Source organism: uncultured Flavobacterium sp. (genome assembly GCF_951805225.1).
In the GTDB taxonomy this organism is placed as follows: domain Bacteria; phylum Bacteroidota; class Bacteroidia; order Flavobacteriales; family Flavobacteriaceae; genus Flavobacterium.
Window position 1 is genome coordinate 3,259,743 of record NZ_OX638201.1, and the last position, 14,508, is coordinate 3,274,250.

The window sequence follows — 14,508 nt, forward strand, 5'->3', positions numbered from 1 at the left end:
GTTTTTTAATAAAAGGCGCACAGATTAGGCGGATTAAACGGATTTTCGCAGATTTTAATTATTTCAATAAATTAGTGCCAATTCGTGCAATTCGTGGCAAAAAGTTTCTTTTTAAATTGACTTGAAAGCGATTACAAAAGCGATTACGGTAATAATTAATCCCATCATAAAAAGGTTATACGCGATTCGCAATAAAGTATACTTGCGCTGTAAAACCAATCCCAGATAATACAAATCTTTGATCATTGTCGAGTACAAATAATCGCGATCTTTCATCATTTCATTCATTGCCCAATCGTATTCTGCTAATGGCATTTTGTAGAAATTCCCGAAAAACAATAAATTTATCTTTTTAGCTTCGATATCTTCTCTTGTAAAAACTCCTGTTGTTACTTTTGGTCTTGTAGAAAGTATTGCAAATATTATTGTTGTAACACTAGAAATCAACATTATAAAAGTAGGAATCACCAAATGCGCATTCTTCGGACTGTCTAATTTTGGGATAATCGATGAAAGTGCAATCGAAATAATAATCGCATTTACAGACAATAAAATATTCGCTTTACTATCAGCAATTCCGCTTAAGCGAGTATGATTTCCAAGAGTAACGCGAAATAAAGTGTCGACACCACGATCCGGTTTTTCTATTTTGTCTTTCTTTTTGTTTTCAGCTTCTATTTTATCAGCTTCTTTCTTTTCTTGCTTTTCAATTTTCTTTTGAACAAGAAGCAGGTTTTTCTCTTTTAATGGCTGCCATTTTTTTTGCGCATAATCCGTATAAAATCGATGTTTGTTCATCAGGAAATTCAAATTTTCTTTTGCCCATTCTGCATTAGTAAAATTTAAATTCCAGGTGTTTTTCAATTCGATGCGTAATAATTCGCAAGTTGTTGCATATTCGGTTCCCATTAAATGAGCGAAATCAGCATCTTTTATTATTTTTTCTAAATGAGTTTTAGGGATATATTCCTTGACCGTTGCCATAATTAAACTGGAAACAGTTGCTATAAATTCTTCAGATTGTTCTTTTTCTTTCAAAAAAGCCGAAGCAATTTTAACACTTTCCTGTTCATGATTTTCGTAACCTTCTATGTAACCCGTGTCGTGAAACCAAGCGGCAATTAAAAGAAGTTCTTTATCCTCTCCTTTAACTTCTTCTTTTTTACACAGCTCTTTTACTGCATTTACTACTGTTAAAGTATGGTTAAAATTATGATAAGAATATAGATTAGAAAGTTTATCTTTGAGTAAATTACTGACGAAGTCTTCGGATTGTTCTATTAGATTCATAAAAAATATTTTTACACCACTAAATTATGAAATTGTTTTTGGATAATCATTTTATTACTAAGATTAAAACTTGTTCTATAGCAATAGTTCTATTGTTACTTGTTTATTCTTGCGCAACGCACAAGGCGCAATATGGAAAAAATGTTAGTGCAAACCAAACGGAAAACGCAACTGATACCATAAAAATTGCCCACACTTTTTATTTAGTTGGTGATGCAGGAAATGCTGACGAAGTACAAGCGCAGCAAACACTGGAATTATTGCATCAGAAGCTGAAAAAATCAAGTAAAAAAGCTACTTTATTATTTTTGGGAGATAATATTTATCCTAAAGGTTTTCCTGCAAATGACAATGCTTCTGAAAAAACTTTGGCTGAAACGAAGCTTAAAAATCAATTAAAATTGACGGAAGGTTTTAAAGGAAAAACAATCTTTATTCCAGGAAATCACGATTGGTACAACGGCATAAAAGGTCTGGAACGTCAGGCTGATTTTGTGACTAAATATCTTAATGATAAAAAAGCCTTTTTGCCTCGTAAAAGCTGTCCAATCGAAGATGTAAAAATTGACAGTACAGCAACTTTGGTTACTATTGATAGTGAATGGTTTCTGGAAGATTGGGACAATCACCCAACTATAAACGATAATTGCGACATTAAAACCAGAGAAGATTTTTTTACTGAACTGGAAAGTATTTTAAATAAAAATCAGGAAAAAACGGTTGTTATTGCCATTCATCATCCTTTGATGAGCAACGGATCTCACGGCGGACAATATTCGTTAGAAAAACAATTGTTCCCTTTAGAACAAAAAATTCCGTTGCCGGTAATTGGTTCTATCATTAATTTATTGCGAAAAACTTCCGGAGCAAGTCCGCAGGATATTCAAAACAAACAATATACAATTTATGCCAAGAGAATTAAAACGCTTTTACAGGCTCAGAAAAATGTAATTGTAGTTTCCGGACACGATCACAACTTGCAATACGTTAACAAAGAAAATATTAAGCAAATTATTAGTGGCGCAGGATCAAAATCTGAAGCTGCAAGAGCTATAAATCCAACCGAATTCTCTTATGGAGGAAATGGTTATGCAACGCTTACTTTATTCAAAAGTGGTGATGCAAAAGTGACTTTCTTTGGAAATGAAAACAATAAGGAAAAAGAGCTTTTTGAGCATGAAATTATAAAAGCCAAAGAATTTAACTGGAAACCAAATCCTTCTAATGATTTTCCGCCAAAGATTACGACTTCTATCTATTCTGAGAAAATGACTCAAAAGAGTTTAGTTCATAAATTCTTATTCGGAAATCATTATCGAAAATATTACAGCTTGCCAATCGAAGCCAAAACTGCAACTCTTGATACTTTAATGGGCGGTTTAAAACCAATTCGCGAAGGCGGAGGACATCAATCTGTTTCATTACGAATGTCAGATCCTAAAGGAAGAGAATATGTAATGCGAGCGTTGAAAAAAAGTGCAACCGTATTTTTGCAATCTGTTGCCTTTAAAGATCAATACGTTGTAAATGATTTTGAAGATACTTATGCCGAAAATTTCCTTCTTGATTTTTATACTACTTCTCATCCTTATACTCCTTTTGCAATTGGAAGCATGGCAGACAAATTAGGAATTTTGCATACAAACCCAATCTTATATTATATTCCGAAACAAAATGCTTTGGGTGAATTTAATTCGAATTTTGGAGATGGATTATATATGGTTGAAGAAAGACCGGCCGATAATCATTTAGATGCTAAAAACTTCGGAAATCCAACCAATATTATTAGTACGGATGATATGCTGGAAAATCTTCATAAGGATGAAAAATATAGCGTTGATGAAAAAGAGTATATAAAAGCACGTTTATTTGATATGCTTATTGGCGATTGGGACAGACATAGTGATCAATGGCGTTGGGCAGAACATAAAATTGGAGATAAAGTTATCTACAAGCCAATTCCGCGTGATCGTGATCAGGCTTTTGCCAAATATGACGGAACTTTGCTTTCTCTTTTAATGAACATTCCGGCACTTCGTCATATGCGAACTTTTAAAAGTAAAATCGACAATGTAAAATGGATTAACAGGGAACCTTATCCTATGGATTTGGCATTCTTAAGAACTGCAGAAGAGAAAGACTGGATTGCTCAGGCAAAATTCATTCAGGAGAATTTAACTGACAAAGACATTGACGAGGCTTTTAAAAGTCTGCCAAAAGAAGTTCAGGATGAAACAATTGAAGATATAAAGCAAAAACTAAGAACTCGAAAAAAAGATCTTCAAAAATATGCTTCAACTTATTTTGGTGTTTTAAGTCATACGGTAATGATTGCCGGAACGGATAAAAAAGACAAGTTTGTTATCAATCACAACGCTAAGAAAAGTCTTGAAATTCAAGTTTTCAGAGTTAAAAAAGAAGGTGACGAATTAATATATACAAAAACCGTTACTGATACAAAAACTTCAAATTTATGGATTTATGGTTTAGATGATTCTGATGTTTTCCAAGTAATTGGAGATAAAAAATCAAGTATTAAAATTCGTTTAATTGGCGGTCAAAATAATGATACTTATAATATCGAAAACGGAAAAAGAGTAATTGTTTATGATTTTAAATCAAAAAATAACACTTACAATCTTGATTCTAAAACAAGAACTCAGTTAACGGATGATTATGATGTGAACTTGTATAATTATGAAAAACCAAAATATAATGTGGTTTCTGGACTTCCGAATATTGGATATAATCCTGATGATGGCGTAAAAGTTGGCTTTAACTTAAATTATACGGTTAATAATTTCAAACAGAATCCTTACACACAAAGACACGTTTTAAACGGTTTTTATTATTTTGCAACTGGAGGTTTGGAGTTTAATTATGTCGCGCATTTTCCTGGATTATTGGGTAAATGGGTTATTGATGTTGAATCTCAATATACGACGCCAAATTTTGCTATGAATTATTTTGGCTACGGTAACGAAACTAAAAATAACGACGACACTTTTGGAATGGATTATAATCGTGTTCGTATTCAAAAGTTTAATGTTTCGGGCGCTATTAGACATGTTGGACGTTATGGAAGTGAATTTAGTGTTCAGCCAATGTTGCAACAAATGCGAGTTGAAGAAACGGATAACAGATTTATTGATACTCCAAATATTATAAATCCACTAGTTTTTGACAGTCAGGTTTATGGCGGAATGAAAGTAAAATACGCGTTCAAAAATGCCGATTTTGCTGCAAAACCAACTCTTGGTGTAGCTTTTATGATTTCAGCAACATGGATGGCAAATTTAGATGATACGAAACAAAACTTCCCAACGCTGGAAAGTCTTTTAGGTTTTACACATAAAATTGATCATAACGGAAAATTAGTTTTAGCAACTCTTTTAAAAGGAAAAGCTATTCTAAATAACAATTACGAATTCTATCAAGGTGCAACTTTAGGTGGAGATAAAGATTTACGTGGTTATAGAAATGAGCGCTTTTTAGGAAGTTCTTATTTCTCTCAAAGTTCTGATTTACGTTTTACGATTGGTAAAATTCAGCGCACTGTAGCTCCGTTAACTTACGGAATTTTAGGTGGTTTTGATTACGGAAGAATCTGGCTTGACGGCGAAAGTTCCAGAAAATGGCATCAGGATTATGGTGGCGGACTTTGGCTGAATGCGATCAACGTTTTAACAGCAAGAATCTCTTATTTTAAATCTCCTGATGAAGTAGGAAGAGTTATTTTTGGAGCAGCGTACAGCTTCTAGCTGTAGGTGAATAGGGACAAAGCAACAAAGGTTCAAAGGTTTTTGCCACGAATTTCAAAAATTTTCACCAATTAATTATTCGTGTAAATTAGTGAAATTAGTGGCAAACTTTTTTATTATAAAGTCCATTTTACGAATTCGTTCATCACTTCTATCCAATGTTCTTTGTCATAATTTGCTCTTCCATCTTCATTAACTTCATAAAAATTATGTTCTAAATTTGGATATCTTTTTAGGGTTAAATTATTCTTTGAATTTTGAATATAAAACAAAGGCACTATATCGCATAAATCAGAAGCTATATCATTTGTTCCGTATGCAAGATAAGTCGGAATTTCAATTTTTAACCAATCGTTTATTTGAGGTTTAGAAAAAGATTTCCAGGCTAGTAAATAAGGATTAGCTTTTAGAGAATCTTTATTATTCGCTTCCCGAAGCATTTCATATTTTTCGTTGATTTTCTCATCAGCTTCTTGCCAGGTTATTTTTTTAGCTTCAGCTTCTTTTCTATAACCTCTTATCATTTGATCTATTCTCCCAAACGGATTTGCGCCAAATAAACCTAGTTTAGTTACTTTTTTATTATTTGCTGCAATTGCAGATGCCACTTTTGAGCCTTGAGAATGTCCGGCAACAATCAATTTTGAGTTATCTACCCATTTTTGTTTTCTTAAATAATGAAGAACAGCATTTGCGCGTTTTTGATAATTTTCTAAATAATCAGACAATTCATATTCCACATCAAACTCTTTTGGTTTATCAGGATTTGGAATATAGCAATATGATTCATTCAGGTTTTTCTCTTCAACAATTACAGGCGTTTTTGGCATTGAAATGACAACCAAATGATAGTGTTTTTTAATCTCCTTAATGTCAAAATTAGTAACTCCTCCACCAATTATCCACATTGGTTCATCTTTGGGTTTTACAAAAAGCGGCATTGGCATAGAACCTTGACAGAATAAAAAAATTGGCTTTTTTGCTGTAAAAACGGTGTCAACTACAATAAAGTCAATACTATCATTATTGATTTTAACATTAAAATGAATCGCTTCTTTGTTGATGATTTCGCCATTTTGAGCAAAAGAAAATTGAAATAAGAAAAGAAAAATAATTAGCGCTAAAGTGGTTTTCATAAAAGGAGATCTTCATTTTTTTACTTGAAGTGCGCCAAATGTAATAAAAATCGTTAAAAAAAACAGCCACGAATTCGTGGCTGTTTTTTTATTTTTAATATGCTAAAGTTTTCTTATTCTAAGCTTAGAAACTTAGCATCTTAGTACCTGAGAACCTTACTTAAGTTTAAACTCGTAAACCTTACCTCCTATTTTGTTTGTTTTTTCATCGGCGATAAGCAATGTGTTGTTGTCTTTGAAAACTATTGCTTCTTTTTGCGAAAAGTGATCTAGTTTTATTTCGGTTTGAGATCCTTTGTGAAACAAATCTCCTTTGAAACCTTTGAATAAAACAATTTTATCGTGACTTAACAAGACTACTTTTTTTCCGTCAGGACTAATTGTTGCACTTGTTAAAACACAATGATTGTAATTATTACAAGTTTTAAACTCTCCAATTTTGGTCGCTTTTTGTGTTCCGGGAGCATTTAGAATTTTATAGATAAAAGCTGTTCCATCAAAATTTTTGCTTCGGTTTTTAGTGAAAAGATAAAAGTAATTTCCGTGTTCAAAGAAACCTTCAACGTCAAAAAACATTTCTCTTTTCTTTGGCGGAAATTCTGTTTGTTCCGGATACGAGAAAGAAATTTTATATTCGGCTACAGCCAAATCTTTATTCAGCTGATTTTTATTTACTTTATAAATACATAAATCTTTGCGTTCATTAGCATTATTCCCGAAATCACCAATATAAATATTACCGCTTTTATCTTTTGTAATGTCTTCCCAATCGACATTTGTTGCGTTTGTGATAGTGATGGTTTTATTTAATTTTCCTTCAGAATTTATTGCATAGATTTTATTGGCATTTCCGCTGTCTTCTAAAGTATAAATCAAATTAGTCTCCGGAAAATAAGTAATTCCTGAAACTTCTTTTAACTTTTTAGGAAGCGAATAAAGTGTCTTAAAATCTGTATTTGATTGTTGCTGACAAGCTAATAAAATAATTGAAGTTACTACTAATAAAGACTTTTTCATAATACTGTTTTTTTAAACCATATAAGTTATGTAAGTTAATTTAAGTTTTTCTATTCTATTAACTTACATAACTTATATGGTAAATATTTTTCTATACTAAATTTGTGTTTTTAAAGTTACGTGTAATAAATTCAAATGCTGCAAACATAACATGTCCCATTGATCTTGCATTTTTGAATTTCATATCGTTGGTATAACGGTATAATTCCATTTTTAGTTGATTCAAATGATCTTCTGTCGAAATAGTATCGTGACACATAATATTCAATAGTTTCTTGATTCTGTTTTCGGCAGAATGGATACGTTTTGCAAGAATCGCTCTTTCTTCGTCTTTATATTGAATGATCGAACGTTCTTCGAGTTTCTCCTTAATTAGTTTTATCATCGGATAATTTTCCTTGAAAAACTGTGGACGATAAACTTTAAAATTGCCTTCATAACATTGCTGATCAAAATCAATTGGACGTATTTTGTAAACTACCTGATCAAAATCGTGAATTGGCACTATTACATAATTATACGCACGCATATCTCCAAGAAGTCTAATCATACAGCGCTCGTTGAACTTTACAAATTCTTTTGCGATTTGCGATTTCTCCATTTCTGTACAATTATCCAATAATGTGTCCATAAAAACATCGCCCGGAATCCCAATAATATGTTCTTCTATCAGCGTGTCTTTATAAACTAAAAAGTTGATTTTATCCGGCGAAAGAATGTCTTCTAATTCTAAACCGTAAATTCTTGAAGCATCAGCTTTTTTAATATAAAAATGGACGTAGTTATCATTGAGAATATTTCGAACTTTAATTCTAAAAGGTTTCGAATTTCCAAAAGTGCAATAATCAATCGCATCGATATTCAAGAACTGAATGATCTCACTATTTCCATCAGAATGCAAAAGTGAATAGATTTTTTTCAGATTCAGATCGATCTCATTTCTTTCAAATTCGCTATAATAAACCCGAATCCATAATGTGTCATTTTCATTTTTGTCATACACATTTATAGAACCTGAAAAACGCAATAAATCATCATAGAACACTGACACTTTCGAAATTCGTTCGTATCGTTCTAAATAACTTAACAAGGATTGCGTTAAAGGATAGGAAGGTTTTTTTAAAACCATTAAAGGTTCGCTCATTTTTTTAAATATCTTTAATACAAATTTACATTAAATAAAATTTAGCGTAACAATATAACAATTGAATCGTCATACTTAAAACTAAAACCGAAATAAATTTGGAAACCATACTTACTATTGAGAATCTTCACAAAAGATACGGTCGCATTCAGGCCTTAAAAAATGTATCTTTTGAAATACAAAAAGGCCGCGTTTACGGAATTCTGGGCCCAAACGGAAGTGGAAAATCAACCACTTTGGGAATTGTTTTGAATGTTGTAAACAAAACTTCGGGCAATTACAGCTGGTTTGACGGAAAAGTTCAAACGCATGATGCCTTGAAAAAAGTTGGCGCTATTATCGAAAGACCTAACTTTTATCCGTACATGACGGCGGAAGAAAACCTGAAATTGGTTTGTAAAATAAAAAGCATCAATTATGCTAAAATAAACGAAAAGCTTGATCTTGTTGGTTTAAGCGAAAGAAAAGACAGCAAGTTCAGCACTTTTTCTTTAGGAATGAAACAACGTTTGGCAATAGCTTCGGCACTTTTAAATGATCCCGAAATTTTGATTCTGGATGAACCTACAAACGGTTTAGATCCACAGGGAATTCATCAGATTCGAGATATTATAAGAAAAATTGCTTCACAAGGAACGACTATTTTACTGGCTTCGCATTTATTAGATGAAGTCGAAAAAGTATGTTCTCACGTAATTGTTCTTAGAAAAGGTGAAATTCTATATTCTGGTTCTGTTGACAGTATGTCTGCAAATGAAGGTTTCTTTGAACTTCAGGCAAATGATAATTCAGCTCTAAAATCAGTCTTGGAAAACCATGAAGCTGTGGACAGAATTACGGAGGAAGATGGAAAAATTTTGGTTTATCTGAAATCAGATTTATCAGCTTCTGAACTGAATTCCTATTTATTTTCTAAAAATATTGCTTTAAGTCATTTAGTAAAACGTAAAAACAGTCTTGAAGCACAATTTTTAGAATTAACCAAAAACGCCACTATCCAAACCAACTAAGCCATGAAAAGACTTATATCTATAGAATTACAAAAAATCTGGAAAAACAAAGCCAGTAAAGTCCTTACTTTAACCTATTTCATTTTACTTTCGTTTATTGCATTAATTGCATCGATAAAATTTGATATTGGTCCTTTTAAATTTCACGTTGCCGAAATGGGTATTTTCAATTTCCCATATATCTGGCATTTCAATACTTATGTTGCAGCATTGCTGAAACTTTTCCTGGCTATTGTTATCGTTTCGATGATGGCAAATGAATATAGTTATGGTACTTTAAAACAAAATCTAATTGACGGTTTAAGCAAAAAGGAATTCATTTTATCTAAATTTCTGACAGTCGTTCTTTTTGCTTTATGCTCAACAGTTTTCGTTTTTGTGATGAGTTTAATTCTAGGTTTTAGCTTTTCATCTTATACAGAACTTGATGTTGTTTTTATGGATTTAGATTACCTATTAGCTTTCTTTGTAAAACTAGTTGGTTTCTTTTCTTTCTGTTTATTTCTGGGTATTTTAGTAAAACGTTCTGCTTTTGCCTTAGGTTTTCTTTTGGTTTGGAGCATAATCGAAGGAATTATTAAAGGTCTTTTGGTATTTAAAATTTTCCCTGACAGCAATATTGGAGATTATATTACAAGATTTCTTCCGCTTGAAGCCATGTCAAATTTAATTATAGAACCTTTTTCAAGACTTAATGTCATAAGAAGTATAGGAACGCAAATTGGCGTTGAAAACACTAAAGATTATAGCGTACACTATCTTTCAATTCTGATTGTTTTGGTCTGGACCTATTTATTTACATACTTTTCTTATAAATTATTGAAAAATCGAGATTTATAGTATATTTGCTAGTATGAATCGTTATATATGCCTTTTGTTTGTTTTGTTTTTATGTGGATTATCTTCTAAGATACATGCACAGGTTATAAGTGTAAATGATCAAAAAACTCCGCAGGAATTAATTAACGATATTTTAGTCAAAAGTGCTTGTGTTTCAGTCACAAATACCTCAGGAAGTGGTGACGCTTTTACTCCCGGAAAAAATAGTTTTGCTTATTTTAATTCAAACGGCAGTAGTTTTCCATTTGCTGAGGGAGTTGTTTTGACTACGTCTACGAGCGAAAATGCTGTTGGTCCTTTTATAAAAAGTAACGGAGGAGGAAGCACAGATTGGAAAGGTGATGCTGATTTAAATCAAATTCTGGGAATTAATTCTATAAATGCTACCTCTTTAGAATTCGATTTTATTCCCTTAACTGATTTTATAAGTTTCAATTATATTTTTGCTTCGAATGAGTATCAGTCTTTTTTTCCTTGTCAATATTCCGATGGATTTGCTTTCTTAATTAAAGAAGCAGGAACAAGTGATCCGTATCAAAATTTAGCCGTTTTACCCAACACTACTACGCCACTTTCTTCAACGAATGTTCGTCCGTTAATTGTACCAGGAACAGCAGCTAATGGCGACCCTTATCCGGGTTGTCCTGCTGAAAACGAAAAATATTTCAATGGACTAAACACAGCGTCCAGTCCAGTAAATTATGCTGGACAAACCATTGTAATGAATGCACAAACTAAAGTAGTTGCAGGAAAAAAATACCATATAAAACTTGTTATTGCCGATGATAAAGAGCAATATTATGATTCAGCAGTATTTTTAGAAGCTGGTAGTTTTACACCTAAAATTGACTTTGGACCAGATCAAACATCTTTAAACAATGATCCGATTTGCTTTGGACAAAGTGTAACTTTAGATACAAAATTAGCTGCTACTTACAATTATAAATGGTATAAAGACGGACTATTAATTAATGGTGCAAATGGTCCGAAATACTCTCCAACAGAATCTGGAACTTATAGTGTTGAATGTTTATTGACGCCTTCGATATGTAAGCTAACCGGAGAAGTTAAAATAGAATTTGCTGCAGAAATATTATCGACTAATACTTCTTTAATTCAATGCGACGACAATACAGACGGAATCAATATTTTTGACTTAACAAAAGTTGATAATATTGTAAAAAACAATGTTGCTGAAATTACAAATAATGGTTACTACGAAACATTAGCAGATGCTCAGAACAAGACAAAACCTATAGCAACTCCTGCAAAATATACTAACAAAGCAAACAATCAAATTGTTTTTGCCAGAATTGAGAATAAATATGGTTGTTACAAAACTGTTGAAGTAACATTAAAAATTTCAAGCGCAACGATTCCAAATCAAAACCCAATTGCAACTTGTGATTATGATGATAAACAAGATGGCTTTTACGAATTTGATCTTGCCAATAAAGTTACTCCACAAGTCCTTAAAGGTTTACCAAGTGGTTTAGTGCCTTATTATTATTCATCTCAAAATGACGCTTTAGCCGATACTAATAGATTACCAAATATTTATAAAAACACAACTGCTTTTAATCAGACAATTTATGTTCGTATTATCAACGGACCAGATTGTTACGGCATTACATCTGTCCCGCTTGTAGTAAACACTTTCGATCCGCCTAACTTTCAAGATGAATCTGAAATTTTATGCAAAGGAGATTCTACAACATTAGCTGTTGCAAATACTTTTAGCAGTTATTTATGGAGTACCGGCAGCATGGCAAATCAAATCGATGTTGATACCGCTGGAGATTATTCTGTAACTGTACAAGATGCAAATGGTTGTAGCAAAACTAAAAAATTCAAAATAATTGAGTCTGAACCTGCAGCAATAACTGAAGTTTATATCAAAGATTTTTCAGGAGCAGACAACTCTGTTTTAATTGAATTTACAGGAACTGGAAATTATGAATTCTCAATAGACAGAATATCTTATCAGGACAGTCCTTCATTTTCAAATGTAAATCCAGGAATATACAATGCCGTTGCAAGAGACAAAAACGGATGTGGTCCCTCTAATACCTTTCTGTTTTATGTTCTGGATTATCCAAGGTTTTTCACGCCTAACGGAGACGGGTTTAATGATTTATGGCTTGTAAAAGATTTCGATCAGCTTCCTGATTATAAAATATCTATTTTTGATCGCTATGGAAAGCTTTTAAAACAAATGGATCAAAACAGCACAGGCTGGAATGGAACTTTTAACGGGCAACAACTTCCATCAGATGATTATTGGTTTACCTTGGTTCTTGTAAACGGAAAATCTATTAAAGGTCACTTTAGTTTAAAAAGATAATTACCCAACTTCAATTAAAGAAGAAATTCAGATCAAAATTTTTAAACTAACATTACATAAAAAAAGCCATTCGATATCGAATGGCTTTTACTTTTATATAAAGATAAAATTAGATTTTAAATCTTTTTCTATCAGTTTCCGTCAAATAGATTTTTCTCAAACGAATAGATTTTGGAGTAACCTCTACATATTCATCTTTTTGAATGTACTCTAAAGCTTCTTCAAGAGAGAAAATGATTGGTGGGATGATTCTAGCTTTTTCATCATTTCCAGAAGAACGAACGTTAGATTGTTTTTTCTCTTTCGTTACGTTTACACACATATCATCAGCACGAGAGTTTTCTCCAATTACCTGACCTTCGTAAATTTCGGTATTTGGTTCAACAAAAAACTTACCACGATCTTGTAATTTATCGATAGAATAAGGAATAGCTTTTCCTTTTTCCATAGAAATCAATGAACCTTTGTTACGTCCAGCGATTTCACCTTTGTAAGGCTCATATCCAATGAAACGGTGTGCCATAATAGCCTCACCTGCTGTTGCAGTAAGCAATTGATTACGTAATCCAATAATTCCACGTGATGGAATATTAAATTTCACAATCATACGCTCCCCTTTAGTTTCCATACTCAACATTTCACCTTTACGCAAAGTAACAAACTCTACCGCTCTACCTGAAAGTGATTCTGGTAAATCGATTGTCAATTCCTCAATTGGCTCACATTTTTTACCATCAACTTCTTTGATGATAACTTGTGGTTGACCGATTTGTAACTCATAACCTTCTCTTCTCATTGTTTCAATAAGAACAGATAAGTGAAGTACTCCACGACCAAAAACCATGAATTTATCAGCAGAATCAGTTTCACCTAACTTCATCGCTAAGTTTTTCTCTAATTCTTTTGTCAATCTTTCTCTAATATGACGAGATGTTACAAATTTACCTTCTTTACCAAAGAATGGTGAATCGTTAATTGTAAACAACATACTCATTGTAGGCTCATCGATGTCAATCGTTTTTAGACCTTCTGGATTTTCAAAATCAGCGATAGTATCACCAATTTCAAAACCTTCAACTCCAATGATTGCACAAATATCTCCAGCAACAACTTCTTGTACTTTTTTACGACCAAGTCCTTCAAAAGTATGAAGTTCTTTGATACGAGATTTAGATATAGTACCATCTCTTTTTACTAATGAGATTGGCATACCTTCTTTAAGAACTCCTCTTTCAAGACGACCAATAGCGATACGACCTGTAAATGCAGAGAAATCTAAAGAAGTAATAAGCATTTGTGGTGTTCCTTCTGAAACTTTAGGAGCTGGTACATTTTCAACAACCATATCCAATAATGCTTCAACATTATCAGTTACGTTTTCCCAATGATCAGACATCCAGTTATTTTTAGCAGAACCATAAACTGTTGGGAAATCCAACTGCCATTCTTCAGCACCTAATTCAAACATTAAGTCAAAAACTTTTTCGTGAACTTCTTCAGGAGTACAGTTTTCTTTATCAACTTTATTGATAACTACACATGGCTTAAGACCTAAGTCAATAGCTTTTTGTAATACAAAACGAGTTTGTGGCATTGGACCCTCAAAAGCATCCACTAGCAAACATACACCATCGGCCATGTTCAAAACACGTTCTACTTCACCTCCAAAATCCGCGTGGCCAGGAGTATCGATAATATTGATTTTTGTTCCTTTATATTGAACAGAAACGTTTTTAGAAGTAATAGTAATACCTCTCTCACGCTCTAAATCGTTATTATCAAGAATTAAATCACCTGTGTTTTCGTTGTCACGAAATAATTGACAGTGATACATAATTTTATCAACCAAAGTGGTTTTACCGTGATCGACGTGGGCAATAATTGCAATGTTTCTAATAGATTCCATCTGTGATTTTTAATGGGTGCAAAGGTACACTTTATTTTGATATAAAAAACGTTTCGACGA

The 14,508-nt window shown here is 32.5% G+C and carries 9 protein-coding genes; 4 read left to right on the plus strand and 5 right to left on the minus strand.

What is annotated here, in order from left to right; translation table 11 throughout:
• Positions 1–111: 111 nt before the first annotated feature.
• Entirely contained in the window at positions 112–1,290 is a 1,179-nt protein-coding gene (locus tag WN975_RS13130; protein ID WP_337966937.1) for a DUF5706 domain-containing protein, read from the minus strand.
• A gap of 26 nt (positions 1,291–1,316) precedes the next feature.
• On the opposite strand from WN975_RS13130, the gene WN975_RS13135 reads away from it, so the two are divergent.
• Positions 1,317–5,051, plus strand: coding sequence for a metallophosphoesterase (locus WN975_RS13135; protein ID WP_337966938.1), 3,735 nt, complete (start codon positions 1,317–1,319; stop codon positions 5,049–5,051).
• 116 nt (positions 5,052–5,167) lie between these two features.
• Here WN975_RS13135 and WN975_RS13140 read toward each other — a convergent pair whose 3' ends face one another.
• From WN975_RS13140 to WN975_RS13150, 3 genes are all read right to left on the minus strand, one after another.
• Positions 5,168–6,187, minus strand: a complete 1,020-nt coding sequence (locus WN975_RS13140) for a hypothetical protein (RefSeq protein ID WP_337966939.1) — start codon at positions 6,185–6,187, stop codon at positions 5,168–5,170.
• A gap of 156 nt (positions 6,188–6,343) precedes the next feature.
• A complete protein-coding gene (locus WN975_RS13145; protein ID WP_337966940.1) occupies positions 6,344–7,204 on the minus strand; it encodes a hypothetical protein in 861 nt (286 codons plus the stop codon).
• Positions 7,205–7,295: 91 nt separating this feature from the next.
• Positions 7,296–8,348, minus strand: a complete 1,053-nt coding sequence (locus tag WN975_RS13150) for a hypothetical protein (RefSeq protein WP_337966941.1) — start codon at positions 8,346–8,348, stop codon at positions 7,296–7,298.
• Positions 8,349–8,446: 98 nt separating this feature from the next.
• Here WN975_RS13150 and WN975_RS13155 point away from each other — a divergent pair, with 98 nt between their 5' ends.
• The 3 genes from WN975_RS13155 to WN975_RS13165 are packed head-to-tail and all read left to right on the plus strand — an operon-like array spanning position 8,447 to position 12,542.
• Positions 8,447–9,358, plus strand: a complete 912-nt coding sequence (locus tag WN975_RS13155; RefSeq protein ID WP_337966942.1) for an ATP-binding cassette domain-containing protein — start codon at positions 8,447–8,449, stop codon at positions 9,356–9,358.
• 3 nt (positions 9,359–9,361) lie between these two features.
• A complete protein-coding gene (locus WN975_RS13160) occupies positions 9,362–10,198 on the plus strand; it encodes an ABC transporter permease (RefSeq protein ID WP_337966943.1) in 837 nt (278 codons plus the stop codon).
• 13 nt (positions 10,199–10,211) lie between these two features.
• Entirely contained in the window at positions 10,212–12,542 is a 2,331-nt protein-coding gene (locus tag WN975_RS13165; protein WP_337966944.1) for a choice-of-anchor L domain-containing protein, read from the plus strand.
• Between the two features lie 109 nt (positions 12,543–12,651).
• Here WN975_RS13165 and typA read toward each other — a convergent pair whose 3' ends face one another.
• Complete coding sequence (gene typA, locus WN975_RS13170) at positions 12,652–14,448, minus strand: translational GTPase TypA (protein ID WP_337966945.1); 1,797 nt, start codon at positions 14,446–14,448, stop codon at positions 12,652–12,654.
• Positions 14,449–14,508 lie beyond the last annotated feature (60 nt).

Coding starts and splice junctions, on each gene's coding strand:
- WN975_RS13160 (WP_337966943.1), top strand. CDS start 9,362: ATGAAAAGACTTATATCTATAGAATTACAAAAAATCTGGAAAAACAAA.
- WN975_RS13140 (WP_337966939.1), bottom strand. CDS start 6,187: ATGAAAACCACTTTAGCGCTAATTATTTTTCTTTTCTTATTTCAATTT.
- WN975_RS13130 (WP_337966937.1), bottom strand. CDS start 1,290: ATGAATCTAATAGAACAATCCGAAGACTTCGTCAGTAATTTACTCAAA.
- WN975_RS13145 (WP_337966940.1), bottom strand. CDS start 7,204: ATGAAAAAGTCTTTATTAGTAGTAACTTCAATTATTTTATTAGCTTGT.
- WN975_RS13165 (WP_337966944.1), top strand. CDS start 10,212: ATGAATCGTTATATATGCCTTTTGTTTGTTTTGTTTTTATGTGGATTA.
- typA (WP_337966945.1), bottom strand. CDS start 14,448: ATGGAATCTATTAGAAACATTGCAATTATTGCCCACGTCGATCACGGT.
- WN975_RS13150 (WP_337966941.1), bottom strand. CDS start 8,348: ATGAGCGAACCTTTAATGGTTTTAAAAAAACCTTCCTATCCTTTAACG.
- WN975_RS13135 (WP_337966938.1), top strand. CDS start 1,317: ATGAAATTGTTTTTGGATAATCATTTTATTACTAAGATTAAAACTTGT.